Source organism: Arthrobacter sp. BC5, assembly GCF_056680255.1.
Window position 1 is genome coordinate 704,557 of the sequence record NZ_CM155273.1, and the last position, 25,195, is coordinate 729,751.

Sequence of the window (25,195 nt, forward strand, 5' to 3'; positions counted from 1 at the left end):
TTGCCAGCCGGTCCCGCTCCGTCCGGTGCACGGGTACCCCCAGCCTGCAGCACCGCTCCGTCCCTCAGACGACCACCAGGCGGCAGCCGGGTGAACCGGGCGCGAATTCCACATCACTGCACCCATTTTGACCCCGGGCCGGAACCTCCTATAAAGTTGTGGCTTGTGGATTGGACCCGGGCAACGCCCGGACCGAGAAGCATTGCCTCCTTAGCTCAGTCGGTAGAGCGTCTCACTCGTAATGAGAAGGTCGCCAGTTCGACTCTGGCAGGAGGCTCCATCAAAACCCCGGACGGTTCGCCGCCGGGGCTTTTTTGTGCGCAGGCCAGGGTGCGAAGAGCCCGCGGCGCTGGAGACACCGCCGCGGGCTCTTCGGATCTGGACGGAACGGCTCAGCTGAGGGCCGGCCCCGACTCGGCGGATCCCGTCAGTTCGCCGAGGAATGCGTGGCACCTGGCCGCACGCTCCGAATCCTGGGCCATGACCTGCTCGAAGAAGTCCGCGATGTCGTCGCGGCCTGCATTCCGGGCATCACGCACGTACTGGCCGTAGTCGTGACCGGCCTTCAGCGAGTGGTACTGCAGTGAGATGAGGTCGAACGAGACGTCGTCGAATCCGGTTTCGCCAGTAGCCATGAGGCACCTCCATGCTTGGTATGAACAGGTGGTGTCAGGCTAGGACCGGCCGATTCTGCGCGGCAACGCGGAATCGGACCATCGGGATTGCTCGCCCCCGTGCCGGGAGTCTGTTAGGCGCCGTCGGCCGTGCCCGGATCCGTGGGCCGGAGTGCGACCACGGCACCCGACTGCAGCAGGGCCTTCAGGGCGTCGGCCCCCTCCGCATCGGCCGCCGCCGCAGCCAGGTTCGCTTCGGTGACGGCGCGCAGGACCTCCTCGCGCTGGATCTTCACTCCTCGAGGGGCGTCGATGCCGATGCGTATGCCGTCGCCGCGGGAATCGAGCACCGTGATGACGATGTCGTCCCCGATCAGGATCTGCTCCCCGACCTTCCGCGTTAGTACAAGCACGGTTTCACCCTATCCCGGGTTGCTCGGCCCGGCGTCGACCACGGGGCGCGTTGCGCCGGCGCCGGGGTGCCACGGCGCCCGCGGCGCCCGCGGCGCGGCCGTCCTGCCAGCCGACGGGCAGGCCCAGTGCGAGGACCGTGTCCGGCGTCGCGGTCGTCGACGACCCCACCACGGCGAGCCCGGCCGCTTCGAGACCGGCACGCTCCATGCTCCTCGTCAGCCCGCCGACCCACGCGGCCGTGTCCGCCTCCTTGCGTCCGGCATCGACGGCGACCCACACCTGGTCGGGGCGCAGGGCGAGCAAAAGGCTCCCGTCCCTCACGACGTCCTCGGAGGACAGTGCGAGGAACACCGCGTGCCCGCCGTCCACGCCCGCGGCGCGGGCGGTGTTGGCGTCGAGCCGGTCATGGATCCTCCGGGCGTCAGGGGTGAACCAGCCGGTAGGGCCTGCGATCGCGGCCGCGGCCGGTAGTCCGCCGGCGAAGGCGGCGGCCATGGACAGGACGATCTCCCAGCCCGGGACCGGCGCACCGACGACGACCACGAGGTCTCCGGGCGCCCTGAGAACGGTGGGGACGGGCGGGGAGGCCTCCGCGGATCCCAGGACGAGGCCTGCCAGGTCCGGCAGTTCCGCGGGGTCGGCGGAATCCGGGGCGAGGTGCGGGATCACGGAGGGCGGCCCGGCCGCCGGTTCCTGCGTGATCGGGACCGACGCCGCCGGGCCTGCGGGCCGGGGCGCGTCGCCGGGACGGGAGGATCCTTCGCCGGCGGGCTCCGCCGGTTCCGTCGCGAACGTCAGGTTGTCCATGAGCGCCGCAAAAAGGCCCGAGTCGGTGGAGACACCGGCCGGCGCCGGATCCGCCGCTCCGGATCGTCGCGTGGCGGGCGGGACGACGCCGGGACCGCCCGCGAGGCGCACCTCGTCCAGTTCGGCCTGCTGGAGCAGGGCATCCAGACCCGAGGGGCTGGGCTCGGTGCTCCGTCGGCCACGGGGACGGGCGGCGGGGACGGGTTCGCCGCCGTCCTCCGGCACCTCCACGACGATCTCGTAGTGCTTCCGCGCGAGGACGCCACGGATGCCGCCCACCGTGACGAGTTCCGCGGAGACGATGAGCGCCCGCGGACCGTACAGGGCCGCCGCTCGAGTCTTCAGCTCCTCGAGCGACGGACCCTCAAGATGAAACAGCTGCGGAGCCACGCACCACTCCTATCGTCTCGATGGCGACGTCGGCACTGGTGACCTCCTGGTAGGACAACACGGGAAGTCCCGCCGCCTGCGGTCCGACGAGGCGCCGGAGGGCAGGCCGCAGCGCGGGTGCACAGACGAGCACCGCGGTGTGCCCTGCCGACTCGATGTCGGCCACCGTGGAGCGCACCGAGGCGAGGACGGCTTCCGTCCGGGCCGGGTCGAGGAGGATCTGCGTGCCCTGGTCGGACGGGCGCAGCCCTTCGAGCATGGACTGCTCGAGCAAGGGGTCGATCATGATGACGCGCAGCAGTGCGCCGTCGAGGTACTGCTGGGTCACTGCCGGCCCGAGCGCGAGGCGTGCGGACTCGACCAGTCCCTCCGGATCGGACGAGGACTTCGCCTTCAGGGTCAGCGCCTCGTAGATGCGGGCGAGGTCGTTGATCGGCACCTGCTCGGACAGCAGGCCCTGCAGCACGCGCTGCACCTCGGCGAGGGACAGCAGCCCGGGGACCAGCTCCTCGACGGCGGACGGGCTGACCTGCCGGACGCCGTCGGTCAGGACGCGGACGTCCTCGCGCGTGAGGAGGCGTGCGGCGTTCGCCGTGATGACCGAGGACAGGTGCGTCACGAGGACCGATACGCGGTCGATCACCGTGGCGCCGGCGAGCTCGGCGTTGTACCGCAGCTCCGACGGCACCCACTTCCCCGCGAGTCCGAACACGGGCTCGACGACGGCGGTCCCGGGCAGGTGCGCCAGGTTGTCGCCGAGGGCGAGGACCTTTCCGCGGGGTGCCTCACCCCTGCCTGCCTCGACGCCCGCGATCTTGATGACGTAGGTGGCGGGCGGCAGGTCGATGCTGTCCCGCGTGCGGACCGGTGGCACGACGACGCCCAGTTCCAGGGCGATCTTGCGGCGCAGGGCGCGGACGCGTCCGAGGAGGTCATCGGGGGCACCGGTGACCACGTCCACGAGGTCCGGCGCGAGCAGCACCTCGAGGGCGTGGATCCGCATCTGCTCCAGCAGGTCGTCCGTGGTGTCCGTCGTCGGCGCGGCGGACTGGGCCTCGAGTGCCGCAGCGGCCGTGCGGGCATCGTCGTCGGATCTCTTGAGCCGCTGGGCGATCACGATCAGGCCGGCACCGATCACGATGAACGGCAGCTTGGGCATGCCGGGGATGAGCGCCATGACGATCGCCGCCGCCCCCGCGATGCGGAGCGCGTTCTGCGACTGCCCGAGCTGCTGCGCGGCCGTCGAGCCCATGTCCGCCTCGGCGTTGGAGCGGGTCACGATCATGCCGGTGGACACCGCCATGAGCAGCGCCGGGATCTGGGTGACGAGTCCGTCGCCGATGGTCAGCAGCCCGTAGGTGGTCAACGCTTCGGTGATGGGCAGGCCGTCCTGCAGCATGCCGATCGCGATACCACCCACGAGGTTGATGATGATGATGATGATGCCGGCGATCGCGTCACCCTTCACGAACTTGGAGGCACCGTCCATCGCCCCGTAGAAGTCCGCCTCCGCGGAGACCTCGGCACGCCGCTCGCGGGCCTGCGTGTCCGTGATCAGCCCGGCGTTGAGGTCGGCGTCGATGGCCATCTGCTTGCCCGGCATGGCATCCAGCGTGAAGCGTGCCCCGACCTCCGCCACGCGCTCGGCACCCTTGGTGACCACGACGAACTGGATCACCACGAGGATCAGGAAGACCACCGCGCCGATGATGATCGAGCCGCCGACGGCGACGTGCCCGAAGGCCTCGATGACCTCGCCCGCGTAGCCCTCGCCGAGGACGAGGCGGGTCGAGGCGACATTCAGGCCGAGGCGGAACAGCGTGGCGACCAGCAGCAGGGACGGGAACACCGAGAAGTCCAGCGGCTTGCGCACGAACATGGTGTTCAGCAGGATCACGAGTGCCAGCAGGATGTTGATGATGATGAGCACGTCGAGCAGCACGGACGGCACCGGCACCACGAGGAGCAGGACGATGCCGACGACGCCTACGGGCACCAGGAATTTCGGGAGGGAGGAGCGCATGGTCTAGAAGCCTCCGGCGGCTGCGGGTCGGACGGGCAGGGTGTGCAGGCCGCGGGCGGCCCCCCTGGTCCTGAGGGACATGACGAACGCCAGGATGCGGGCCACCTGGTCGTAGTTCTCGAAGGGGATCTCCTCGCCGAGCTCGCACGCCGCATGCAGCGCACGGGCGAGCGGGACGTCGGAGACCATCGGCACGTGCTTCTTCTCCGCTTCCTCGCGGATCCTCGCGGCGATCACCCCGGCACCCTTCGCGACGACACGCGGCGCGGACCGCCCCGGCTCGTACTTCAGCGCCACTGCCACGTGCGTCGGGTTGACGAGGACGACGTCGGCCCCGCCCACCGCGGCGATCATCCGGTTGCGGCTCATCGCGAGCTGGCGTGAGCGCCGCTGGGACTTGATGAGGGGGTCGCCGTCGGAGTTCTTGTTCTCGTCCTTGACCTCCTTCTTCGTCATGCGCGTCTTCTTGCGGTTGCGGCGCATGACCACGAGGACATCCATCGCCGCGAGCGCGAGACCCGCGACGACGGCGGCCCGCAGGAGCGCGGCGGTGCCGTCCCCGGCGGTGTTCAGGAGCGAGGCGACCGAGAGTCCGCCGGCCGCCATCAGCACGGGCATGAGGTTCTGCACCACGACGACGAGCACCAGCGCGACGACGGCGGTCTTCAGGAGGGCTTTCGCGCCCTGCCACAGGGCCTGCCCGCCGAGGATCCGCTTGAGGCCTGCCACCACGTTGAACTGCTCGAACTTCCCGGAGAACTTCTTGACGTGGATGCCGCCCTGCAGTGCGGCGGTGCCGATCACGGCCACGAGCAGCACACCGAGGAACGGGCCGAGGATCCCGGCCAGGGATGCACCGCCGTCGGCCAGCGCATCGAGGGCCGCCGCCGGGTCGGGGCTCGCGATGGTGTCCGTGACGCGGACGAGCTGTTCGGTCGCCGCGTCGGACGAACGGGAGATGAGGGAGGGCAGCAGCAGCCCGGCGGCACCGACGCCCACCCACGCCGTGAAATCCTCGGACTTGGCGAGCTGGCCCTTGGAGCGGACGTCCTTCATCCGCTTGTCGGTGGCCTGCTCGGTCCGCTCGCCGGAATCCTCGGCCACGTCAGCCCACCCCCATCAGGAGCGAGGCGGCGTCGTCCGCGAGGGTCGAGACGACGCGCGGCAGCGCCACGAACACCACGCCACCGAGACTGAGCGTGATGAAGATCTTGAGCGGGAAGCCGAGGGCGAAGGCGTTGAGGGCCGGCGCGACCCGCGTCAGGAGCCCGAGGCCGACGTCGGCCAGGAAGAGGACCACGATGAGCGGCCCGGCGATCTGGACCGAGGCGAGGAAGAGCCCGGTGACGGCGCCGGTGAGGGCTTCGGCGGGCTCCGCGAGGTCGAGTCCGCCGCCGAGGGGCAGCGCGCTGAAGGTGCGGACCAGCCCGGCGATGATCAGCTGGTAGCCGTCGGACGTGAAGAGCAGCGTCAGAGCGGTCAGCTGGAAGAGGCGTGCGAACTGGGCGCCGTTGACCATGGACTGCGGATCGAAGCCCTGGGCCAGGGAGAAGCCGCCGAAGAGGTCGATGAGGCTTCCCGCGGACTGGATGGCGGAGAAGACCACCAGTACCAGGAAGCCCAGTGCGGCACCGACCACGAGTTCCAGCACCAGCGCGCCGATGTACCGGCCGGTACCGCCCGTCTCGTAGCTGCCGGTGACCTGCGGAGAGACCGCGAGGGCGAGCCCGACGGCGAGCATCGCCTTCACGCGTGCCGGGATCCCCTTGTAGGAGAAGGGCGGGGCGATCACGAGGAAGGCGACGATCCGCACGCCGGCGAGCATGACGGCCTCGATCCGGGACTGGTCCAGCTCGATCTCCATGTCACCCGCCCCCGAGCAGGCCGGGGATGCGCTCGAACATCTCGTGGGTGAAGGAGATCATCTCGGAGATCATCCAGTGGCCGCAGACGAGCAGGGCCAGGCACACGGCGGCGGCTTTCGGGACGAAGGAGAGGGTGACCTCCTGGATCTGGGTGATGGACTGCAGCAGGGAGATGGCGAACCCGACCACCAGGGCGGTCAGGAGGACGGGTGCGGACAGCTTCGCTGCGGCCCAGATCCCGGCGAGCCCGATGTCGAGGACGGCGTTGGTATCCACGTCAACCGCCCTGGTAGCTGTTGATGAGGGAGGTGATGATGAGGCCCCAGCCGTCGACGAGGACGAACAGCAGGATCTTGAACGGGAGCGAGATCATGACGGGCGGGAGCATCATCATGCCCATGGACATCAGCGCTGCGGAGACCACGAGGTCGATCACGAGGAACGGCACGAAGATCACGAATCCGATGATGAACGCGGCCCGCAGTTCGGAGATCATGAAGGCCGGGATCAGGGTGGTCAGCGGGACGCTCGCGGCGTCCTGCGGATTCGGCTGCCCGGCGGCGCGCGTCATGAGCGCCAGGTCCTCTTCGCGGGTGTGCGCCATCATGAAGGCCTGCAGCGGGCCGGCCCCGTCCGTGAGGGCCTCGGTGAACGTCGTCGAGCCGCTGAGGTAGGGCTGCACCGCGAGCTCGTTGATCTCGGTGAGCACCGGCGCCATGATGAACAGCGACAGGAACAGGGCCAGTCCCGCGAGCACCTGGTTGGGCGGGATGGACGGCAGTGAGAGTGCGTTGCGCGTCATCGCGAGCACCACGAAGATCTTGGTGAAGGACGTCATCATCAGCAGCAGCGCCGGCGCCACCGAGAGCAGCGTGATGCCGATGAGCGTGAGGACGGCGGAGTTCGGCTCGCCGTTGATCCCGTTGATCTCGACCGAGAGGCCGTTGTCGGTGCCCGGAGCGGTGGGGGCCGTGGGGTCCGCGGGTGCCGACGGCGCACCCGGGCCGGGGACGCCCGGGTCCAGCTCCCCCGCATGACCGGCGGCGGCTCCGAGGAGGATGACCACGACGGCGAGCAGGACGGCAGAGGCGGCCAGGAGTGCCGACCCCACGAGCGGAGGCAGGGCGGACACCCGCGAGCATGTGCCCTCCGACACGGCGGCACGAGCGGCGCGGGCGGAACAGGACGGACGCGCGGAGGACAGGGCCGCCGTCGTCACCCCGCCCGTCCCTGGCGCAGGAACGCAGTGGTCTGCTTCCAGGTGGCGGGCGAGAGGATGGACCCCTGGAGGGGGGCGGCGCGCGGGGCGGGCACGGCCGACCGGGCGGCGCGCGCGGCACGGCGCGTCGACGGCTCGGCCGGCGGTGCCATCGCGGCCAGGCGCAGCGACGCAGCGAAGCGCGCATCGGCGCTCTCGGCCGGCAGGCCAGGGGGAGCCGCCGGCACGGCGTGCCCGGACGCCGCGGCCACGGCGTCCTCCGACGCGGGTACCGCCTGCAACGCACGCGGAGCGGACGCAGAGTGCAGGACCGACACCGACTGCTCGGTCACGCCGAGGTAGAACCGGGTGCCCTCGGCGTCGACCACCACCATCGAGGCCTTCGGGCCGATCCCCTGCCGCGCCACCACGGAGACGAGCCCCGCTCCGGCGCGGTTGCCGTTGATCGTCGAGACCTTCCGGTGCAGCACGAAGAGCAGTGCGAGCACCACGCCGAGGGACAGCAGCACCCTCAGGGCGAGGACCACGACGTCCACTAGAGGGCGCCGTCTGTGACGTCGAGGATCTGGGTGATGCGCACGGCGTAGTCCTGGTCGACGACGACCACTTCGCCGTGTGCGACGAGGCGGCCGTTGAGCAGCACGTCCGCCGGAGCGCCGGCGGAGCGGTCGAGCTCGATCACCGCGCCGGGTTCGAGGTCCAGGACGTCGCGCACCGACATGCGGGTGCGGCCGATCTCGACGGTCATCGCCATCTCCACGTTGCTGATGCGGCCGAGGTTGATACCGCTGGCCAGAGCCGAGGATCGGCGGGGCGCCGCGCCGGGCTTGGCACCCCGCAGGCGCACGGCGAACCAGCCGACGGTACCGGAAGGACCGGTGAGGCGGAAGACGGATGTCTCGGTGTCGGTGAACAGCGGCAGCGCATCCTGGACGGCGGGGGCCCCGAGGACGCCGTCCCCGAGGGACGACGACGCGGCGTCCAGCGCCGATGCCATGACGTCCGCCGGCGAGACCAGCGGCGAGAGGGTCCCGGCGGCCGCGATCAGCGGCTTGGTGTCGAGCAGTACGACGGCGAGGTCCGCGGAAGCGGTTCCCACGAAGGACGCCACGACGGCGGTCGAGGCGCTCGCGGCAGGGACCTCGGAGGCCGCGCACAGATCGGCGGTGAGGGGTCCCGGCAGGGGAAGGCGGACGGCGAGGGATGCAGCGGCCTCGTGTTCGGCGGTGGTGGTGTTCATGGTGCGGTGTTCTCCTCGGTGGTCACTACTACGCAGGCAAGGCGGGAGCCGTTCTGGCCCAGGGCCGCTTCGCCGAGCCGCCTGCCGTCGACGGCGAGCTCGAAGGGCCGGTGCTGGGAATGCGCCAGTTTCAGGACGTCCCCGACGGCGAGGTCGAGGATGCGGGACGGCAGGACCGGCAGCGCGGTGAGCTGTACGGCGACTTCCACCGGGACGCGCGCGACCTGCTGCTCGATCCGCTCGCGCGCGTCCTCACCCGTGGCCGTGGGGTTCGCATCGCCCAGCTGCGCGAGCAGGAGCTGCGCGGGGATGGCGACCGTCGCCGGGCAGGAGCGCTCGCCGACGCGGATCTCGAACGTGCCCACGATCATCAGCTCCGTGGTCGACGCCGCCTGCGCGAACTGCGAGTTGTACTGGATGGAGTCGATCCCGAGCTGGTGGGTCAGCACCGAACCCAGCGAGTAGTGCAGTCCCTCGAGGGCGTCGTCCATGAGGCGCCGGATGAGTGCCTGCTCGATCTGCGTGAACTTCCGCTCGCCGGGTGGAACGGTTCCGTGGCCGCCGAGCATAGAGTCCACCCAGTGGAGTCCCGCGGACGCGGGGAACTGGATGACGGCCTTGCTCGGGTGGTCGGGGATCGCGCACAGGACCATCGCCGTCGTGGGGGGCAGGGATGCGGCGTACTCGTTGTACGTCTGCATCAGGACCTGCTCGCTCGTGACCTGCGAGATCACGCGGACCTTCGCGGTGAGCTGCGTACCCCATTGGCGGGCGAACGTCTCGAAGGCGAGTTCGAGCACGCGCGAGTGTTCACGCGCGAGCGTGGTGGGCCGGCGGAAGTCATAGACATCCACCGCCCTGGCGGATGCCGAGGGCACGCCAAAGGAGAGTTGTTCCTGGACCGTCACGCCAGCGACTATCGGACGCCGATGGCGGAGTGTTAGCGGTTTGCGCGCGGGTCAGGAGCCCGTGGCGATCTCCGGGATCAGGGCGCGCACGCCTTCGGGTTCGTCGGAGTGCACCACGATGTCCACGCGTCTGTTCAACTCGAGCTCAGCCTCGCTGGTGCCGGGTGCGAGGGGCCGGGACTCGCCGTAGCCGATGGCGGAAAGCCGCGGCGCGGGTACGCCTCCGGTGTCGATGAGGTTGCGCACCACGTTGACGGCCCGCTCGGTGGACAGCTCCCAGTCGAGCGGCCGAGGAACGGATTGGGGCAGGCGCGCGGTATGGCCCTCGACAGCCACCTCGTTCGGGACGGACGCCAGGACCGGTCCCACGCTCTCGAGCACGCGCAGCGTCTGCTCGGTCAGCTGGGAGCTGTCCGGCAGGAAGAAGGTCTCGGAACCGACGAGCCGGATGGTCAGGCCGCGCTCGTCGATCACGTAGCGGACGGCCTCGGCGAGGTCGCGTTCGCGGAGGCCGGCGTCGATGCGCTCCTGCAGGGCGCGGAGGTTCTCGACCTCCTGGACGGCCCGCTCCCGGTCCGTCGTCGGTTCGGCGGCATCCCCTCCCGCCGACGGCGACGGCGACGGCGTGGGTGCCGCGACAGCAGCTGACGCCGGCTCTTCCTCCGGGGTCTCGGGAGACGCGTCCGCGACCGCCGCTCCCCCGGCGAAGGACTCACCCTCGTCGTTGGCGTGCTCTGCCGGGACCACGGTGCCCTCGGCCGTGTCGACCGTGGCCGTCTCCACGGATCCGAAGCCTGTGGCGAGGGAGGCGCGCAGCTGCTCGAACTTCTGCTGGTCCACGGAGGACATGGCGTAGAGGACGATGAACATGCACATCAGCACGGTGACCATGTCCATGTAGGACGCCATCCACCGCTCGTCCGGGTGTTCCTCGCCGTGGTCCTCGCCGCGCCGCTTGCGGTGCGGGCGCTTGCTCACGCGGCGGCCTTGCCCTGCGCCGAGGAGGGGCCGGCGTCGCCCTTCGCGCCCTTCGCTCCCTTGCCCTTGGCTGCGTCCTTGCCGCCCTTGCCCTGGGCGTGCTGCGGCACCATGGCCTTCAGCCGCTCGCCCAGCAGGCGGGGCTGGCTCCCGGCCTGCACCGCGAGGACACCCTCCATCAGGAGTGTCATGCGGGCCGTCTCCATCTCACCGAGGCGCTTGATCCGGGTGCCGATGGGAAGCCAGAGGAAGTTCGCCGAGAGCAGCCCCCACAGCGTCGCGACGAAGGCCGCGGCGATCATCGGCCCCAGCTTGTCGGGGCTGGAGAGGTTCTCGAGCACGTGGGTCAGCGAGACGACGGTCCCGATGATCCCCACGGTCGGGGCGTACCCGCCGAGCCCCGCGAAGAACTTCGAGGCCGTGCGGTGGGTCTGGGAGGCGGAGTCGATCTCGTCCTCGAGCATCTCGCGCAGTTCCTCGCCGTCCGTGCCGTCCGCGATGTTCTGCAGCGCTCCGCGCAGGAAGGGGTCCTTGACGGTGTTGGCTTCCTCCTCGAGCGCCAGCAGTCCCTCGCTCCGCGCCTTCTCCGCGAGGACCACGACGCTGTCGATCGTGTCCTGGGGAGGCGTGCTCCTGCCCATCAACGCCGGGGGCACGGCCTTCACGGCCACCAGGAAGTCCTTGAGCGTGCCGCCGGCGATACCGATGGCGAGGGTGGCGCCGAACACGAGGATCATCGGGGCGGGCAGCAGGAGCGCCTCGACGCTCGCGTGTTCCAGGGTGATCATCGCGTACAGCGCACCGAAGGCGATGAGAATGCCGACGATTGTTGCGGGATCCATTTACGTGTTCCTTGGTCGGAGCTGGACGGGCATGCCTGCGTCCGGAGTGTGATCTGGGTGTCCGCCGGGTTCTGTGTCGTGCTCCCGGACCAGTCCGAGCGGACGGTGCCCGGGCGGGCCCGCCGGCCCTCCGCCGTCAGCCGGATCCGCGGGCTCCAGTGTCAGGAACCGGGCGAGGGAGATGATGCGCGCACGGTAGGAGGTGATGAGGTCGATCACCTCGTCGAGGGATTCGGTGACGATGTACTTGGCGCCGTCCACCATCACGAGGGTCGTGTCGGGGCTCTCGTGGATGCGCTCGATGAGGTCAGGGTTCACCGCGAACTGGCTCTCGTTGAGCCTGGTCACCACGATCATCGGACATCCTGGGGTCGGGACGCCCCGGCGGGGCCTCTTCCCACCACTGTCGGCAGGCATGACGGTTTCGTAAGAGCGCCGACCGGTGCCGGGCCGATCCCTCGTCCGGGCGAGGTTCCGTGCCGGGTGCCGTGGCCTGCCCGGCCACGGCACCCGCCGGGAATCCTAGCGCTTGAGGTTCGCGAGTTCCTGGAGTACCTCGTCCGAGGTCGTGATGATGCGGGCGTTCGCCTGGAAACCCCGCTGGGCGACGATCAGGTTCGTGAACTCCTGCGAGAGGTCCACGTTCGACATCTCGAGGCTGCCGGCGTCGAGGGACCCGAGGCCGTTGGCCCCGCCGGCACCGATCTCAGCCGCGCCCGAGTTGGCCGTTGCGCGGTAGGACGAGCCGCCCGCCTTCTCCAGGCCCGCAGGGTTCACGAACCCGGCGAGCGCCACGCGGCCCAGGGGCTGGCGGCTGCCGTTGCTGAAGGCTCCGACCAGGGTGCCGTCAGCGCCGACGGAGAAGGACTCGAGGGTGCCCGCCGTCCGGCCGTTGCGCTCGGAGATGGACACGGTCTTGAGTTCGGCGAACCCCGTGACGGCCGAGAGGTCGACGGCGATGCCGCCCACCGTGACGGAGGAACCGGCCGCGGCCTGGCCGTTGGGGAGCAGGAGTTCGGTGGTGCCCGCGGCACCGTTCGCGTCCTGGCCCGCGACGTTCCAGCCGGTTGCCGATCGCGTGAAGGTCAGGGTGACGTTGCGCGGGGTGCCGTCCGCACCGTACACCTCCTTCTCCTGCAGGATCTGGGTGCCGACGGCGGCGTCGGAGGGGAGGTTGCCCGTGACCCGCGCCGTCGTCGTAGCCTGCGCCGGGGAGACCGTGCCCTTCGGCATCCGCAGGTCGCCGACAGCCCCGCCCTGCTGGACGACGCCGTTGACGGCGGGCCAGCCCTGGACGAGTGAACCGTCGGGTGTGACGAGCCGGCCCTCGGCGTCGGGGGTGAACGCGCCGGCCCTCGTGTACAGGGTCTCGCCGCCGAGGCGCGTGATGAAGAAGCCGTCACCGTTGATCATCATGTCGGTGGCGCGGCCGGTCGCCTGCGCCGAGCCCTGGGAGAAGTTGGTGACGACACCGGCCACCTGCACACCGAGGCCCACCTGGGCTGGGTTGGTGCCGCCGAGCGCTTCCTGCGGTGCGCCTGCGCCCTGGGTCAGCTGGGACAGCGTGTCCTGGAACTGGGTGGCGGAGGCCTTGAAGCCGGTGGTGTTGACGTTGGCGATGTTGTTGCCGGTGACGTCGAGCATGGTCTGGTGGGAGCGGAGCCCCGAGATGCCGGAGTAGAGCGAGCGAAGCATGGTGGTGCCTTTCGGTGCGGAGGGCTGATCAGGATCTCTGGTGCGGGGTCATGAAGCCGGTGGGGTGGTCGGTACGGTGCCGACCCCGGACACGAGGTCGAGGGCGATGCTCCTGCCGCCGATGGTGACGGTGGGGACGGGGCCGCTGTAGGAGACGGCGGTCGCGAGGCCACGCGTCATGATGCCGTCGGCGCCCGTGTAGGAGACCTCGGTGCCGAGGAGCGCGGCAGCCGACGAGCGCATCTGGAGGTGGAAGTTCTCCTCGTTGATCCCGGTCATCTGCGTGATCTTCTCCATCATGGCCAGCTGCGTGGTCTGGGAGATCATCTGGTTGGTGTCCATGGGCGCGCTCGGGTCCTGGTTGCGCAGCTGGCTCACGAGCAGCGACATGAAGACCTCGGAGTCCATGGCCTGCTTGCGGGTCCCGGCAGCAGGTGTCTCGGTGGGGGCGAAGGTCGCGGCGGCGACCGGGTCTATGGGCATGGCAGTCCTTCCGGGTCAGGCGAAGAGATCGAGGGTGGCGGAGCCCGGACCGGGGCGGCTGGTCCAGGGCGTCGGGGCGGCAGCGGGCCGGTGTTCCGGCGAGGGGGCACGCTCCGGAGCTTCCCTGCGCGCCGGGCCCTGGTCATCGTCCGGGGTGCCGGTGCCGAGATCCAGGGAGGCGGACAGGCCCGACGACGACGCCTCGCGCCGCAGCTCCGGAAGCGCCTGCTTCAGCGCTTCGCGTCCCGTGTCGGTGGCCGAGAAGAATTCGATCCTCGTGCCGTCCGGAGAGAAGCTCGCGCGGATGCTGATGGGACCGAGGTCGTCCGGCGCGAGCGTGACCGTGATGGTGCTCGTTCCGCCGGGGGCATCGGCCGCGGTCCGTGCGAGCGCGAATGCGGGTGCACCGAGCTGCTGGGGCAGCGGCACGGCGGGTGTCCGGACCGGCAGGTTGATGCCAGGAGAAGTCTCGACGACGACGGCCGGTGGCTGCTGCATGGGCACGGATCCCTCCGCCCGGAGAGCGGCAGGGAGCTGGGCCGCGTCCACGCGCTCGGGGGACTGCACGGGAACGGACGCGGCCTGGCCGGCCGAGCTGCTCCCCGGTGCTGCCGGGGTGGTGCCGGACGCGGCGTCCGCGGTGGGATCCTGCGCCGTGGACAGGAGGGGCGAGCCCGCACTGCCCGTACTGGCGGGCGTTGCAGCGGGGAGTGTGCCCTCCGCTGCTCCCCCGCTCGTCCCGCCCTCCGCAGGTGCCCCGCCCGCAGCCGCTGCCGGAGCCTGCGTCGAAGCTGCCGCCGGCAGCGCCGGCATCAGGGTGACGGGGGTCGAGGTGACGGGAGACTCCGGAACCACCTGGTCGCCGGAGCCGGCAGCGGCCGCCCCGGAACCGATGCTCGTAGGTGCGGGTGGGGCGGCCGGGACGAGTGCCCCGGCAGGTGGCGACGCCGGGGCCGTGCCGGGAATCGGGTCATCCGTGCCGGCGGGCTCCGGCTCGGCCGGGGACGGGCGGGTGGTCGGGCCGCTCGTTGTGCCGGGTGTGGCGGTGTCCGACCCCGCGGTGCCGGGAAGCACGGCACTCAGCGCGGGGCTTCCAGCGCCCTGGACGGCAGCGCTGTCCACCGCCACCCCGGGTGCCGGATCGCCCGACGACCCCGCGGCCGTGCCGGCACCGCCATCAGCAGACATACCGGTGGACACACCGGCACCGGATACGGCATCAGGTACGGCATCCGGCACGACGGCCGCCGGGGCCTGGGAAACCGGGGTCCGTGCGGCCGAAGCCTGGGAGACCGGGGCCTGGGAGACCGCGGACGCCGATCGGGTGACCGCGTGCACGGCGGTCGTCACCTCGGCGCGGGGCGCGGAATCCGCGGGCGATCGGCCCTGTCGCTGTGCCGAGTGCCTGCTGTACAGATCCTGGAAGGAGGCCTCGCGTGCTCCGCCCCGGGCGCCAGGAGCCGGACGCGCCGTGCGCACGGCATCGCGGGCGGGGGCCGCGGCGGAAGGTACCTGGAGCGGGCTCATCGTGCCATGCTCGCGAGGAACGCGGCCTGGGCCGCATACGCGTCCGCGGCGCCCGGAGCGCCGGGCACCGCCGTCGGGGCCGCGGGGGCGACGGACGCTGCTCCTGCGGGTGCTTCCGGCAGGACGCGCCGGATGGTGGTGAGGTTCGCGTCGGTCTCCCACATGTCGCGCACGGAGACGGTCTGGCCCGGCTGCGGGGCATCGATCGCCTTGCCCCCGCCGAGATACATGGAGACGTGTCCGCCGTCATGGCTGAACAGGAGATCGCCCGGCTGGGCCTCCGCCAGGGACGGCACGCGCGTGCCGGCATTCATCTGGTCCCACGTCACGCGCGGCAGCTGGATGCCGATATCGGCGTAGGCGCGCTGCACGAATCCGGAGCAGTCGAGGCCCGTGGCCGGGTCGGTGCCGCCCCAGACGTAGGGCACCCCCTCATACGCCCGGGCGGCCTCGATGAGCCGCGCGGCGTCGGCAGAGGCCGGGACGGGGACGGGACCGGGGCCGGGGACGGGGACGGGGACGGGCGCACCCGGGACCTCCGCCACACCGCCGGCACCGGGGATGTCCGCAGGCACGACGGCCTCCGCGAGCGCCTCGGCGAAGCGGTCCGCAGCCCCGGCCTGCGCGGAGGCTGCCGAGGAACCGACGGTCGTCGTCGTGACCGGTGGCGTGGCCTGCGCCCTCGCCGCCGGAGCGGCGAGCATGGTCAGGGTGGACTGGATCTGCTGGATGCGGCCTACCGCGTCGGTGAGTGTCATGTCCTGTCCTTGCCGCTGCGCCGGGCCCAGCTGGTCGATGCGAGTTCGTCGAGGACACGCTGCTCGGCGCCGATCAGCGCCGTCGCCTCCGTGTCCCGGTGGCGGTCTGCGAGTTTCTCGAGGCCCACGGTCGCCGCCCGTGCGGCACGGTACTGGTCCTGCGCGGTGTCCTGCTGGGACTGCAGCTGCGCCTCGAGCGCGTGCAGGTCGGCGAGCATGCCGCGCGCCGATGACCGGGCTGCGGCCACCGCGTACAGCGACGCGGAACCGGCAGGGCTGATGTCCGTGCCGCCGAGGGCCTCGCTGACGCCGTCCACGCGGCTGCGGGACGCGCGAAGGCGCTGGTTCGCTGCCGCGAGGGAGCCTGCGGCCTCGTCCTCGCGCAACTGCCGCAGCCGTAGCAGGCCTGCCAGGGGAAAGTGTCGTGCCATCAGGCGATTCCCATCGATCCGGTGAGGTGGGCCAGGCGGTTCCAGGCCTCGTGGTACGGCGTCTGTTCGTCCATGCGCTGCTGCAGGAAGGCGTTCACGGCGCCCTCGTGGTCCACCGCGGCGTCGACCAGAGGATTGGATCCGCGGGAATACGCCCCGACGTCGATGAGGTCCTGTGCCGCCCTGCGTGCGGCGAGCACCCGGCGGAGCACGCCGGCCGTGCCCGCCTGCTCGCGTGTGGTGACGCGGGACGCGACGCGCGAGATCGACGCCAGCGGATCGATCGACGGGAAGTGCCCGGCGACGGCCAGCTTGCGGTCGAGCACCACGTGACCGTCGAGGATGGACCGGGCTGCGTCGGCCACGGGCTCGTTGTGGTCGTCTCCGTCCACCAGCACGGTGTACATGCCGGTCACGGATCCCGTGGCTCCGGTGCCGGCGCGTTCGAGGAGCTGGGCGAGCAGGGAGAAGGTGGACGGCGGATACCCGCGCGTCGCGGGAGGCTCGCCGACGCTGAGGCCGATCTCGCGCTGCGCCATGGCCACGCGCGTCAGCGAATCCATCATGAGCATGACGTCGGCGCCGTCGTCGCGGAACGCCTCGGCGATCCGGGTGGCCACGAATGCTGCACGCAGGCGCAGGAGCGCGGGTTCGTCGGACGTCGAGACCACCACGATCGACCGGGCGAGGCCCTCCGGCCCGAGGTCGTCCTCGAGGAAGTCGCGGACTTCACGGCCGCGCTCCCCCACGAGGGCGATCACCGAGACGGCGGCGTCCGTACCGCGGGCGATCATCGACAGCAGGGAGGACTTGCCGACGCCGGATCCGGCGAAGAGCCCCATGCGCTGGCCGCGTCCCACGGTGGTGAGTGTGTCCAGGACGCGCACGCCGAGCTGGAGCGGCTCGGTGATGCGGCTGCGGTCGAGTGCCGCCGGTGGTGTGTTGTCCAGGGGCAACCAGACGACGTCGGTGAGCGGCCCGCGTCCGTCGATGGGCCGGCCGACGCCGTCGAGCACGCGTCCGAGCAGCCCGGGACCGGCGGGTACCAGCAGCGGTGTCCCCTGGGCACGGACAGGTGCTCCCGCCTGGATGCCGGCGAGGTGGGCGTACGGCATGCAGCGCAGGCCGGTGAGTGAGGCTGCGACCACTTCCGCGTCCACGGGTGTGGCGTCGCCGATGGTCACGAGATCCCCGATCGCGCAGTCGAGGCCCACGACGTCGACGCCGAGGCCGACGACGGACGAGACGCGGCCCACGCGCTGCGGGGCGGCCGCGGTGCGGGCACGCCGGACCACCTCATCGATGAGCAGGGTCATGGCGCGCTGCCTCCACCCGCGCCGGAATCACGGAGCACGGCACGTACCCGGGCGAGAGCCGTGCTGAGCCGGGCATCGATGGTCCCCTGGGGAAGATCGGTGACCGCATCTCCCCGGCCGAGGGAGGCATCGGCGACCAGGACGAGCCCGGGACGGACCACCTCGTCGGCCTCCAGCAGTGCAAGATCCGCGGGGTGGAGCCGCACGGCCCGCACCTCCTCGATCGCCGCCCCCTGGAGGGCGCGCACGACGGCGGCCCGGGCGGACGACGGGCCGTCCTCCAGCGAGTACCCGACCAGCTCCTCGGCGATGCTGAACGCGATGTCGAGGATCTGGCCGGTGGCCTCGGCGAGGACGGGAGCCGTCCGCGCGTCGAGCGCACGCGTCGCCGCGTCGAGGACGCGCAGGCGCCGGCCCGCGGCAGCCTCCGCCTGGAAGCGGGCCTCCTCGGCTTCGGCATCCGCCGCCGCCTTGCGTTCGGCGAGTTCGACGCGGGCCAGGGACAGTCCGTACGCGTAGCCGGCGGCATGTCCGCGCGCGAATGCGATGTCGTCGACGGCCTGCCCGGAGGCGGGCCCGAGACGGGGGAACGTGACGGGTACGAGGGCGTCAGTTGACATACTCGTCCTCGTCCCCGCGCTGGATGGTGATGACGCCCTGGGCCTCGAGGTCGCGGATGGCGCGGACCACCTCTGCCCGGGCCTCCTCCACCTGCGACACCCGGACCGGTCCGACGGCGCGGATCTCGTCGTCGAGGATCTCCCTGTTCCGCTCGGAGACGTTCCCGCGGATCACGGTCACGACGGCCTCGGCCGCGCCCTTCATCGCGAGCGCGAGCACGGCGGAGTCGATGCCGCGCAGCACCTGCTGGACGTCGCGGCGCTCGAGGTTGACGATGTCCGCGAAGGTCAGCATGCGCGCGCGCACCTCCTCGGCGAGCACCGGATCGCGGCCCTCGAGGCCTTCGAGCAGTTCACGCTCGGTGCTGAGATCGGCCCGGTTGATGATGTCGACGAGGGGCTGGATCCCGCCGATCGTCGAGGCTCCCTGGTGCGGAGCGGCAACCGCGCCTGCCCGGGCCTTGATGGATTCCGCCACCACGGAGACGGCTTCGGGCGTCGCCGAGCCCATGGTCGCGATGCACTGGGCGACATCCGTGCGGCCGGCAGGGTCGAGCCCGGCCAGGACGGTCGACGCGCGTTCGGGCTTCAGGTGGGCGAGCACCAGCGCAATGGTCTGCGGCAGTTCGCCCTCCAGCACCGTCTGGATCTGGCCGGGATCCACGGAGTCGAGGAACTCGAAGGACTGCCCGGCGGCCGTCGAGGCCAGACGGCCCACCACGCCGGCGGCCCGTTCGGCTCCGAAGGAGGATTCGAGCAGGCCGATCGCGACGTCCATGCCGCCGCGCGTGCGGCGCCTGCCGCTGGTCGCCAGTTCGTGGAACTCTGCCAGCGCCTCTTCGGCGAGCGTCGGCTCGACCCGCTGCAGCCGCACGATCTCGGCGACGATCTCCTCTGCCTCGGCCTCCGACATCTGCTTCAGGACCGATGCGGCGTGCTGCTGCTCCAGCTGCATGAGGACCATGGCGGCCTTCTGCGTACCCGTGGGATTTATGATCGCCATGGCGTTCACACGCTCTGCCTGTCATCCATCATGCTGCGCAGGAACTCGGCGGTCTTCGCCGGGTCCTGGGAGGCGAGGGCATCGACCTCGGAGCGCATACGCTCCAGCTCGGACTCAGCCGATGCCGCCTGCAGGGCGCTCTGTACGGCGGCGACGTCGATCGTGGTGGTGCTGGGAGCAGGCTCGACGGCGCTGATGAGCCCGACGGCGGGATCGATCGCGGGCGACGCGGGGCCGGGGATCGCGGGGTAGACGCCCTGCAGCTCGCCGAGGTCGAGGGGTTCGCGCCGCTGCCGGCGGGACCGGCGGGCGTAGACGATGAGTGCCACGATGGCGACGAACAGGATGGCCGCGACGATGGAAAGCGTCCGGATGAGTTCCGCACGCTGCTGCTCGGCCTGAGCCGCCTCCGCCTCGGCGAGGGCATCCGCTGCATCCTTGCCGCCGGCGTCGTTGAACGGCAGTTCCTCGACCGTCACCACGTCGCCGCGTGCTGCGTCGATGCCCGCTGCGCTGGAGACGAGCGCCGTGAGCGCCGCCACGTCCATGTTCGCCGTCGCGCGCTGGTTGACGGCGACGGAGATGGTCTGTCGGTTGATGCCGCCCGCCGGCGCCGTCGTGGACTCGGTGGTCTTGTTCACGGCGTTGTTCCGCGTGCTCGACTCCGAGTTGAACGTGCCGTCGCCGTTCGCGCCGCCTTCCGGCACGGCGATGTTGTCCGGGCCCAGCACTCCGGCGTTGCCGCCGCCGGCGCCCTCGTAGGCCTCGGTGGTGGTCGATTCGTTGAGCGCGGGCGCGTTCTCCGGCGTCGTGAAGGTCTCCTCGACGCGCTCGGCCGTCTCCCGGTTCATGTCCGCGGCCACCGCGACGGTGGCGTTGCCTGCACCGACCACGCGGTCGAGCATCGCCTGCACGGAAGCGCCGATGCGCTTCTCGTAGTCGGAGGCCTGCTGGTCGCTGCCGCCGGTGGCGCCGACGCCGACCGCCGAGAGGACCCGGCCCTCGGCGTCGATCACGGCGACGTCGGCGGAGTCCATGCGGTCGATCGAGGCGGATGTGAGGTGCGTGATCGCCTGCACCTGGTCGCTCGACAGGGCGGCGCCCGGGTCGGTCTCCACGAAGACGGACGCCGTCGGCTTGCCCTGCTCCGCCACGAAGACCGTGTCCTCGGGAATGGCGAGGCGCACGGTCGCCGTCTTCACGCCGTCGATCGCGGAGACCGTCGCCGCGAGCTCGCCCTCGAGCGCCCGCTTGTAGGTGGTGGACTGCTGGAATTCGGAGGACGTCACGCCCATGTCGTCGAGGAGCGAATACCCGCCGGTGGACGAGGAGGGCAGGCCCGCGGAGGCTGCCTTGATCCGCTGGTCGTACACGGCGCCCTCGGGTACGAGGATGGTACCGCCTCCGTTCGTCAGTTCGTACGGCACACCGTCGGTCTGGAGCTGGTCCACGATGGTGCTGGCATCCTCGCCGCTGAGCCCGGAGAACAGCGGCGTGTAGGAGGGCTTGGACAGCCAGGACGTGAGGGCGATCCCGCCGAGCACGAGGACGGCGACGCCGATGATGGCGATGGTGCGCTGGGCGATGGTGAAGCTCTTCGCGGCGTCCCCGAGGCGGGTCGCCGCGGAGGACAGGGGCGTGGGCATCAGGCCTGCATCCTCATGATCTCGTTGAAGGCGTCAACGCCCTTGTTCCGCACGGCCGCGACGAGTTCGAGCGTCACCTGCGCACGCGTCGAGGCGAGCGTCGCATTGTGGATGTCCGTCAGGTCGCCGGTGACGGCCTGCACGGCGAGCTCGTTCGACGCCGACTGCAGGGACTGCAGGTTGTCCACGGCCGAGGTGAGGGAGGTGGCGAACCCTTCGCCACCGGCACCGGAGACCGCGCCTGCGGACGGCAGGTAGGAGGTGGCGACGGGCTGGACAGCACCGATCGCGGGGATCGCGGGCATGGGCATCAGTTACGTCCGATCTGGAGGGCGGCCTCGTAGGTGGCCTTCGCGCGGTCGACGACGGCGGCGTTGGCCTGGTAGCCGCGCTGGGCCATGATGAGCTGGCCCATCTGGGCGCTCATGTCGATGTCGGGGTAGCGGACGTAGCCGTCCGCGTCGGCGAGGGGATGGTTCGGTTCATGGACCAGGCGTCCCTCGGCGCTGCCGAACTCGGCACCGGCGACGTAGGCGCCCTGCCCGTTCCCGTCGGCGCGTGCCGTGATGTAGCGCTGCTGGAACGCGGCGCCGTCCGTGGCGGTGACCGTGTTGGCGTTGGCCATGTTGTCCGCGACGGCGTCGAGCCACTTGCGGTGCAGGGTGAGGCCCGTGCCGGAGATGCCGATTGCGTCGAAGGTCATCAGTTGGTCCTCAGAGCCGTGCGGATGCTGGTGAAGGGGCCCTCCACGGCGCGTGCAGCGAACTGGAAGCGCAGCACGGTATCGATGTTGGAAAGGGTCTCGGTGTCCAGGTTGACGTTGCTGCCGTTCAGCCGTGTCGGCTCCAGCGAGGTGTCCGTAATCGCCTGGACGCTTCCGCTGCCCGTCGACACCGAGCGCGCCAGGGCCTCCTCGAAGCTCACGCGCTGGGCCTGGAAACCGGGCGTGTTGACGTTGGCGATGTTGTTCGCGGTGACGCGCTGGCGCAGGGCGAGCCCGTCGAGGGCGCTGCGCAGGGCGAGCGAGGACACGGAATCGAGCACGGGCGGCAGAACCTCTTCTTGCAAGGCTGAACGGCCGATCCATGGCCAGGAAGGTGAGCGATCCATGCTCACCGGCGACTATCGGATGTGGCCCGACGGGTTGTTAGGTGCTTTCGGCAGGAACTTTCAGCCGGCCACGTCCACGTAGACGGCGGGCAGTTGCCGTGCTGTTGCCGCCTGCACCGACCCGAGTGCCGAGCGGTGCCGCCGCAGGGATCCGAGCTCGGCGCCGAGACGCGCCAGCGCGTGTCGCTGGCGGCCGTTGATGCCCCGGGCACGGGCCACGAGGGCGTCGGGGATGGGACCGTCCATACGCGGAGGCGTCCAGCTGCTGAGCGCGGCCGCCTGATGCATGAGGGTCGCGGGCGTGACCTCGCCGGCCTCTGCCTCCCTGACAGCAGCTTCGAGGGCGTCGAGAACGGAGGTCCAGGCGGTGACCGCCGCATCGGTGCTGTCTGCAGCCTGGGCCGGGGCCGGGCCGGGCTGTCGCTCGTCCGCCGGGAGCTGCACGGTGGCCGGGAGCTGCACGTCAGCCAATGCCGAGGACTCCGAGGGACCGCGGTACAGCCTGGTCGGATACGGCTGCGGGAGCCGCCTGGCCCGTGCGGGCTGCCTCGTGCCACGCCTGGCGCAGCGGCTCCAGGATCTCGGCGCACTCTGCTGTCTTGACCCGGTTCCGCGTGGTGTTGGCTTCGACGAGGGCCTGCCGCACATACGTGTACAGCGACATGAGCCCGGCAGCGCCGTCCCAGATGTCCGTGCGCAGTGAGGACATGAGTTCACCGACGATGTCCTGGGCGTGCAGCAGGTTCTCGCTCGCCACGGCCCAGTCCCCCGCCTCCTGGGCGGCGCCGGCCCGCGCGAGATCGAGCAGGAGGCGGTCGTAGAGCATGGTCAGCAGACCGGCAGGAGTCGCCGAGAGGACGGCGTCCTGCACGTACTGCGAGCGCTTGGCCTGGTATCCGTTTCTCTGCAGCATCTGGGCTAGCTTCCGTTGGTGGGCAGGCCGGCCAGCTGGGACGACAGCCAGTCCCCCTGTGATTGGAGTTGTGAGAGCTGGACCTCGAGCGCCGAGTACGTGCGCTCGAGCGTTGCACGGCGCTTCTCGAGCCGCGTGTCCCAGCCGGACACCTGGTCGTTGAGGCTGCGGACCGTCGATTCCTGGCTCGTGATCCGGCGCGTGAGCTCGCCGTCGTACTTGTCCGAGGCGGCCTTGCCGGCCTCCGCGACGCGTCCCGCGAGCTGTGTGAGCGCATCCTTCACGGCGGCCGGGTCCTTCGCGAGTGCGGCGGCGAACTTCTCCGCGTCGAACTCGACGGTCCCGGAGCGGGTGAGCGTGATCCCGAGCTCCGACGTCGACCTGCCGTTGATGGGCGCCGTCGCCGCCGTGAGGACCGACTGCGCGATCCCCCGCACGGCGCTGTCGCCCGTGAACCGGCCTGACGTCGGTGCGGCACTGGCCGTCGCGCCGGGCGTGACCTTGGTGTTGGTCTCGACGAAGGAGAAGACGCCCCGCAGGGCCTCCACAAGGTCCTTCGCCTTCGTGGTGGTGGCCTCGGCATCGCGCGACACGGTGACGGACACCGGTTCGGTGGTCGTTTTCGCGACGGTGACGGAGACGCCGGGCAGGATGTCGGTGAAGGTGTTCGACGACGACGTCACTACTTGCTCCGCGGCTGTCCCGCCCCAGAGGACCACTTCGGCGTCCTTGGCGGTGCGGACGGTGGCTGCACCGGTTTCGGCGAAGAGATCGGGCGCGGTGCCCGCGGTGACGTCCGCCGCGGTGCCGCGGAACACCGCGAAGCCGTGCTCGGCGCCGGGCTCCTGCGCGGTGAACTGGAGGCGATACTGGGGGACACCGGCGGGGTCGGCCCCGGCGCTGACCTTCGTGGCGGTGATGCCGACGCCGGCCTTGTTGACGGAGGCGACGACGTCGTCGAGCGTGCCGGTAGTGGCGATCTCGGTGGTGGTGCCATCCTTCGCTCGCACCGTGAGCGTGGAGGCCGCCGGCGAGAAGGACGTCATGGCGCCCGTGACGGAGGACTGTGAGGAGGCGAGCTGCCGGACGGTGAAGTCGAGCGTACCGGCGCCGGCGGACGAGGTCGCGGTGGCCGTGGCGGCGTCGGAGCTGCTGGCCGCCTTGTAGAGGTCCAGAGCCTCAGGTCTAGCGGTCCTGGTGGCGAGCTCGGTGAGGGAGCTCAGGCGCGTGTTCAGCTGCTGCAGGGCAGTGACGAAGCCCTGCGTCGAGGTGGCCTTGGCCTTGAGGAGCGTCTGCGGACGTGCTTCCAGCTGCATGAGCTGGTTGATCATGTTCGTGGTGTCCAGCCCACTGGCGATGCCGTCGATGGAGAACGCCATGGGTCTACCTCTCGGGGGCTGGAACGGTGCGTGGTTCTACGGGGTCCTGCTGTCAGTGTTCAGAAGGCGAATGCGCGGTGGCGGGACCTCTCGGTCCAGGATCAGTCCCGCCACCGTGCACTGTTCGCCTACATACTCACCGCTTAGCGGAGGAGCTGAAGGACACCCTGGTTCATCTGGTTGGCCTGCGCGAGCATCGCGGTACCGGCCTGCGAGAGGATGTTCGAACGGGTGAAGTCCGCCATCTCCTTCGCCATGTCGGTGTCCGTGATGCGGGACTTGGCCGCGGAGAGGTTCTCCTGCGAGACGTTGATGCTGTTGATGGCGGACTCGAAGCGGTTCTGCACGGCACCGAGCTCGGAGCGCGACGTGGAGACTGCCTTGATCTGAGCATCGATTTCAGCGATCGCAAGCAACGCCCCAGCCGGGTCTGCGAAGCTGAGTGCTGTCTTCGTAGCACCGGCGGAATCTGTACCACCGGCGATCGCGATCGCAACATCCGCGACATTCGCGCGCTTCACAGTGATCTGATCGGTAGTTGCCGTTGAACCTGCACCGACCTGGAAGGTGAGATCGTCGCCACCCTTAAGCAGCTCAATCCCATTGAAGTTCGTGGAGTCGCTGATCCGCGTCAGCTCTTTGGACAGCGCGGTGACCTCAGTTTGAATCGCCTTCCGGGCATCAGCGTTGTTCGAGTCGTTGCCCGACTGGACCGCGAGGTCACGGACGCGCTGCAGGATGCTGTGGACCTCGGTCAGCGCACCTTCAGCGGTCTGGACCACGCTGATGCCGTCCTGGGCGTTGCGGGCTGCAACTCCCAGGCCACCGATCTGCGAGCGCAGGCCCTCGGAGATCGCCAGGCCGGCGGCGTCGTCGGCTGCACGGTTGATGCGGAGACCACTGGAGAGCTTCTCGAGCGACTTGGACATATCGCCCTGGGTGCTGGAGAGGTTGCGGTATGCGGTGTTGGCCGCGGTGTTGGTGTTGATCTGGAAACCCATGATGTATTCCTCC

At 70.5% G+C, this 25,195-nt stretch carries 30 protein-coding genes and 1 tRNA gene; 1 reads left to right on the plus strand and 30 read right to left on the minus strand.

What is annotated here, in order from left to right:
* The first annotated feature begins 204 nt into the window (after nucleotides 1-204).
* Nucleotides 205-280: transfer RNA gene (locus tag AC1MFI_RS03025), tRNA-Thr, on the plus strand.
* A gap of 112 nt (nucleotides 281-392) precedes the next feature.
* Here AC1MFI_RS03025 and AC1MFI_RS03030 read toward each other — a convergent pair.
* The 30 genes from AC1MFI_RS03030 to AC1MFI_RS03175 form a co-directional block, all read right to left on the minus strand.
* Entirely contained in the window at nucleotides 393-635 is a 243-nt protein-coding gene (locus tag AC1MFI_RS03030; RefSeq protein ID WP_400484743.1) for an acyl carrier protein, read from the minus strand.
* Nucleotides 636-748: 113 nt separating this feature from the next.
* Nucleotides 749-1,027 carry a carbon storage regulator CsrA gene (csrA, locus tag AC1MFI_RS03035; protein ID WP_479819560.1) on the minus strand — a complete coding sequence of 93 codons (279 nt, stop codon included), beginning with the start codon at nucleotides 1,025-1,027 and terminating at the stop codon, nucleotides 749-751.
* A gap of 4 nt (nucleotides 1,028-1,031) precedes the next feature.
* A complete protein-coding gene (locus tag AC1MFI_RS03040) occupies nucleotides 1,032-2,225 on the minus strand; it encodes a hypothetical protein (RefSeq protein WP_479819562.1) in 1,194 nt (397 codons plus the stop codon).
* Nucleotides 2,200-4,248 carry a flagellar biosynthesis protein FlhA gene (locus AC1MFI_RS03045; RefSeq protein WP_479819563.1) on the minus strand — a complete coding sequence of 683 codons (2,049 nt, stop codon included), beginning with the start codon at nucleotides 4,246-4,248 and terminating at the stop codon, nucleotides 2,200-2,202. The genes AC1MFI_RS03040 and AC1MFI_RS03045 overlap by 26 nt, the downstream gene beginning before the upstream one ends.
* Nucleotides 4,249-4,251: 3 nt before the next feature.
* The gene (locus AC1MFI_RS03050; RefSeq protein WP_479820769.1) at nucleotides 4,252-5,304 is read right to left on the minus strand and encodes an EscU/YscU/HrcU family type III secretion system export apparatus switch protein; all 1,053 of its coding nucleotides are present in this window, start codon (nucleotides 5,302-5,304) and stop codon (nucleotides 4,252-4,254) included.
* A gap of 49 nt (nucleotides 5,305-5,353) precedes the next feature.
* The gene (locus AC1MFI_RS03055; protein ID WP_479819565.1) at nucleotides 5,354-6,112 is read right to left on the minus strand and encodes a flagellar biosynthetic protein FliR; all 759 of its coding nucleotides are present in this window, start codon (nucleotides 6,110-6,112) and stop codon (nucleotides 5,354-5,356) included.
* A gap of 1 nt (nucleotide 6,113) precedes the next feature.
* Complete coding sequence (gene fliQ / locus AC1MFI_RS03060) at nucleotides 6,114-6,389, minus strand: flagellar biosynthesis protein FliQ (protein WP_208739138.1); 276 nt, start codon at nucleotides 6,387-6,389, stop codon at nucleotides 6,114-6,116.
* Nucleotide 6,390: 1 nt separating this feature from the next.
* On the minus strand, nucleotides 6,391-7,269 hold the full coding sequence (gene fliP / locus AC1MFI_RS03065; protein WP_479820770.1) for a flagellar type III secretion system pore protein FliP: 879 nt from the start codon (nucleotides 7,267-7,269) through the stop codon (nucleotides 6,391-6,393).
* A 59-nt stretch (nucleotides 7,270-7,328) separates the two neighbouring features.
* The gene (locus tag AC1MFI_RS03070; protein WP_479819567.1) at nucleotides 7,329-7,868 is read right to left on the minus strand and encodes a FliO/MopB family protein; all 540 of its coding nucleotides are present in this window, start codon (nucleotides 7,866-7,868) and stop codon (nucleotides 7,329-7,331) included.
* Nucleotides 7,868-8,572, minus strand: a complete 705-nt coding sequence (fliN, locus tag AC1MFI_RS03075) for a flagellar motor switch protein FliN (RefSeq protein ID WP_479819568.1) — start codon at nucleotides 8,570-8,572, stop codon at nucleotides 7,868-7,870. The genes AC1MFI_RS03070 and fliN overlap by 1 nt, the downstream gene beginning before the upstream one ends.
* Nucleotides 8,569-9,480: a flagellar motor switch protein FliM gene (locus AC1MFI_RS03080; protein WP_479819570.1), complete on the minus strand. Its 912-nt coding sequence runs from the start codon at nucleotides 9,478-9,480 to the stop codon at nucleotides 8,569-8,571. The genes fliN and AC1MFI_RS03080 overlap by 4 nt, the downstream gene beginning before the upstream one ends.
* 51 nt (nucleotides 9,481-9,531) lie before the next feature.
* Nucleotides 9,532-10,458, minus strand: coding sequence for an OmpA/MotB family protein (locus AC1MFI_RS03085; protein WP_479819571.1), 927 nt, complete (start codon nucleotides 10,456-10,458; stop codon nucleotides 9,532-9,534).
* Nucleotides 10,455-11,300, minus strand: a complete 846-nt coding sequence (locus AC1MFI_RS03090; RefSeq protein WP_479819573.1) for a motility protein A — start codon at nucleotides 11,298-11,300, stop codon at nucleotides 10,455-10,457. The genes AC1MFI_RS03085 and AC1MFI_RS03090 overlap by 4 nt, the downstream gene beginning before the upstream one ends.
* Entirely contained in the window at nucleotides 11,301-11,657 is a 357-nt protein-coding gene (locus AC1MFI_RS03095) for a flagellar FlbD family protein (RefSeq protein WP_479819575.1), read from the minus strand.
* Nucleotides 11,658-11,822: 165 nt separating this feature from the next.
* A complete protein-coding gene (locus AC1MFI_RS03100) occupies nucleotides 11,823-12,995 on the minus strand; it encodes a flagellar hook protein FlgE (RefSeq protein ID WP_479819577.1) in 1,173 nt (390 codons plus the stop codon).
* A gap of 48 nt (nucleotides 12,996-13,043) precedes the next feature.
* A complete protein-coding gene (locus AC1MFI_RS03105; RefSeq protein WP_479819578.1) occupies nucleotides 13,044-13,478 on the minus strand; it encodes a flagellar hook assembly protein FlgD in 435 nt (144 codons plus the stop codon).
* A 15-nt stretch (nucleotides 13,479-13,493) separates the two neighbouring features.
* The gene (locus AC1MFI_RS03110) at nucleotides 13,494-15,005 is read right to left on the minus strand and encodes a flagellar hook-length control protein FliK (protein ID WP_479819580.1); all 1,512 of its coding nucleotides are present in this window, start codon (nucleotides 15,003-15,005) and stop codon (nucleotides 13,494-13,496) included.
* Nucleotides 15,002-15,763, minus strand: coding sequence for a C40 family peptidase (locus tag AC1MFI_RS03115; protein ID WP_479819582.1), 762 nt, complete (start codon nucleotides 15,761-15,763; stop codon nucleotides 15,002-15,004). The genes AC1MFI_RS03110 and AC1MFI_RS03115 overlap by 4 nt, the downstream gene beginning before the upstream one ends.
* Nucleotides 15,760-16,194, minus strand: a complete 435-nt coding sequence (locus tag AC1MFI_RS03120; RefSeq protein ID WP_479819584.1) for a flagellar export protein FliJ — start codon at nucleotides 16,192-16,194, stop codon at nucleotides 15,760-15,762. The genes AC1MFI_RS03115 and AC1MFI_RS03120 overlap by 4 nt, the downstream gene beginning before the upstream one ends.
* A complete protein-coding gene (locus AC1MFI_RS03125; protein WP_479819586.1) occupies nucleotides 16,194-17,510 on the minus strand; it encodes a FliI/YscN family ATPase in 1,317 nt (438 codons plus the stop codon). Before AC1MFI_RS03125 ends, AC1MFI_RS03120 begins: the two co-directional genes overlap by 1 nt.
* A complete protein-coding gene (locus AC1MFI_RS03130) occupies nucleotides 17,507-18,130 on the minus strand; it encodes a FliH/SctL family protein (protein ID WP_479819587.1) in 624 nt (207 codons plus the stop codon). The genes AC1MFI_RS03125 and AC1MFI_RS03130 overlap by 4 nt, the downstream gene beginning before the upstream one ends.
* On the minus strand, nucleotides 18,120-19,133 hold the full coding sequence (gene fliG / locus AC1MFI_RS03135; RefSeq protein ID WP_479819589.1) for a flagellar motor switch protein FliG: 1,014 nt from the start codon (nucleotides 19,131-19,133) through the stop codon (nucleotides 18,120-18,122). Before fliG ends, AC1MFI_RS03130 begins: the two co-directional genes overlap by 11 nt.
* Before the next feature lie 5 nt (nucleotides 19,134-19,138).
* Complete coding sequence (fliF, locus tag AC1MFI_RS03140) at nucleotides 19,139-20,779, minus strand: flagellar basal-body MS-ring/collar protein FliF (protein WP_479819591.1); 1,641 nt, start codon at nucleotides 20,777-20,779, stop codon at nucleotides 19,139-19,141.
* Nucleotides 20,779-21,090, minus strand: coding sequence for a flagellar hook-basal body complex protein FliE (gene fliE / locus AC1MFI_RS03145; protein ID WP_479819593.1), 312 nt, complete (start codon nucleotides 21,088-21,090; stop codon nucleotides 20,779-20,781). The genes fliF and fliE overlap by 1 nt, the downstream gene beginning before the upstream one ends.
* Nucleotides 21,090-21,482, minus strand: a complete 393-nt coding sequence (locus AC1MFI_RS03150; RefSeq protein WP_400484765.1) for a flagellar basal body rod protein FlgC — start codon at nucleotides 21,480-21,482, stop codon at nucleotides 21,090-21,092. The genes fliE and AC1MFI_RS03150 overlap by 1 nt, the downstream gene beginning before the upstream one ends.
* The gene (locus AC1MFI_RS03155; protein ID WP_479819595.1) at nucleotides 21,482-21,823 is read right to left on the minus strand and encodes a flagellar basal body rod protein FlgB; all 342 of its coding nucleotides are present in this window, start codon (nucleotides 21,821-21,823) and stop codon (nucleotides 21,482-21,484) included. Before AC1MFI_RS03155 ends, AC1MFI_RS03150 begins: the two co-directional genes overlap by 1 nt.
* Before the next feature lie 126 nt (nucleotides 21,824-21,949).
* Entirely contained in the window at nucleotides 21,950-22,360 is a 411-nt protein-coding gene (locus tag AC1MFI_RS03160; RefSeq protein WP_479819597.1) for a hypothetical protein, read from the minus strand.
* The gene (gene fliS, locus AC1MFI_RS03165; RefSeq protein ID WP_479819598.1) at nucleotides 22,353-22,802 is read right to left on the minus strand and encodes a flagellar export chaperone FliS; all 450 of its coding nucleotides are present in this window, start codon (nucleotides 22,800-22,802) and stop codon (nucleotides 22,353-22,355) included. The genes AC1MFI_RS03160 and fliS overlap by 8 nt, the downstream gene beginning before the upstream one ends.
* 5 nt (nucleotides 22,803-22,807) lie before the next feature.
* A complete protein-coding gene (gene fliD / locus AC1MFI_RS03170; RefSeq protein WP_479819600.1) occupies nucleotides 22,808-24,181 on the minus strand; it encodes a flagellar filament capping protein FliD in 1,374 nt (457 codons plus the stop codon).
* A gap of 143 nt (nucleotides 24,182-24,324) precedes the next feature.
* A complete protein-coding gene (locus AC1MFI_RS03175) occupies nucleotides 24,325-25,182 on the minus strand; it encodes a flagellin N-terminal helical domain-containing protein (RefSeq protein WP_479819601.1) in 858 nt (285 codons plus the stop codon).
* Nucleotides 25,183-25,195: the final 13 nt, after the last annotated feature.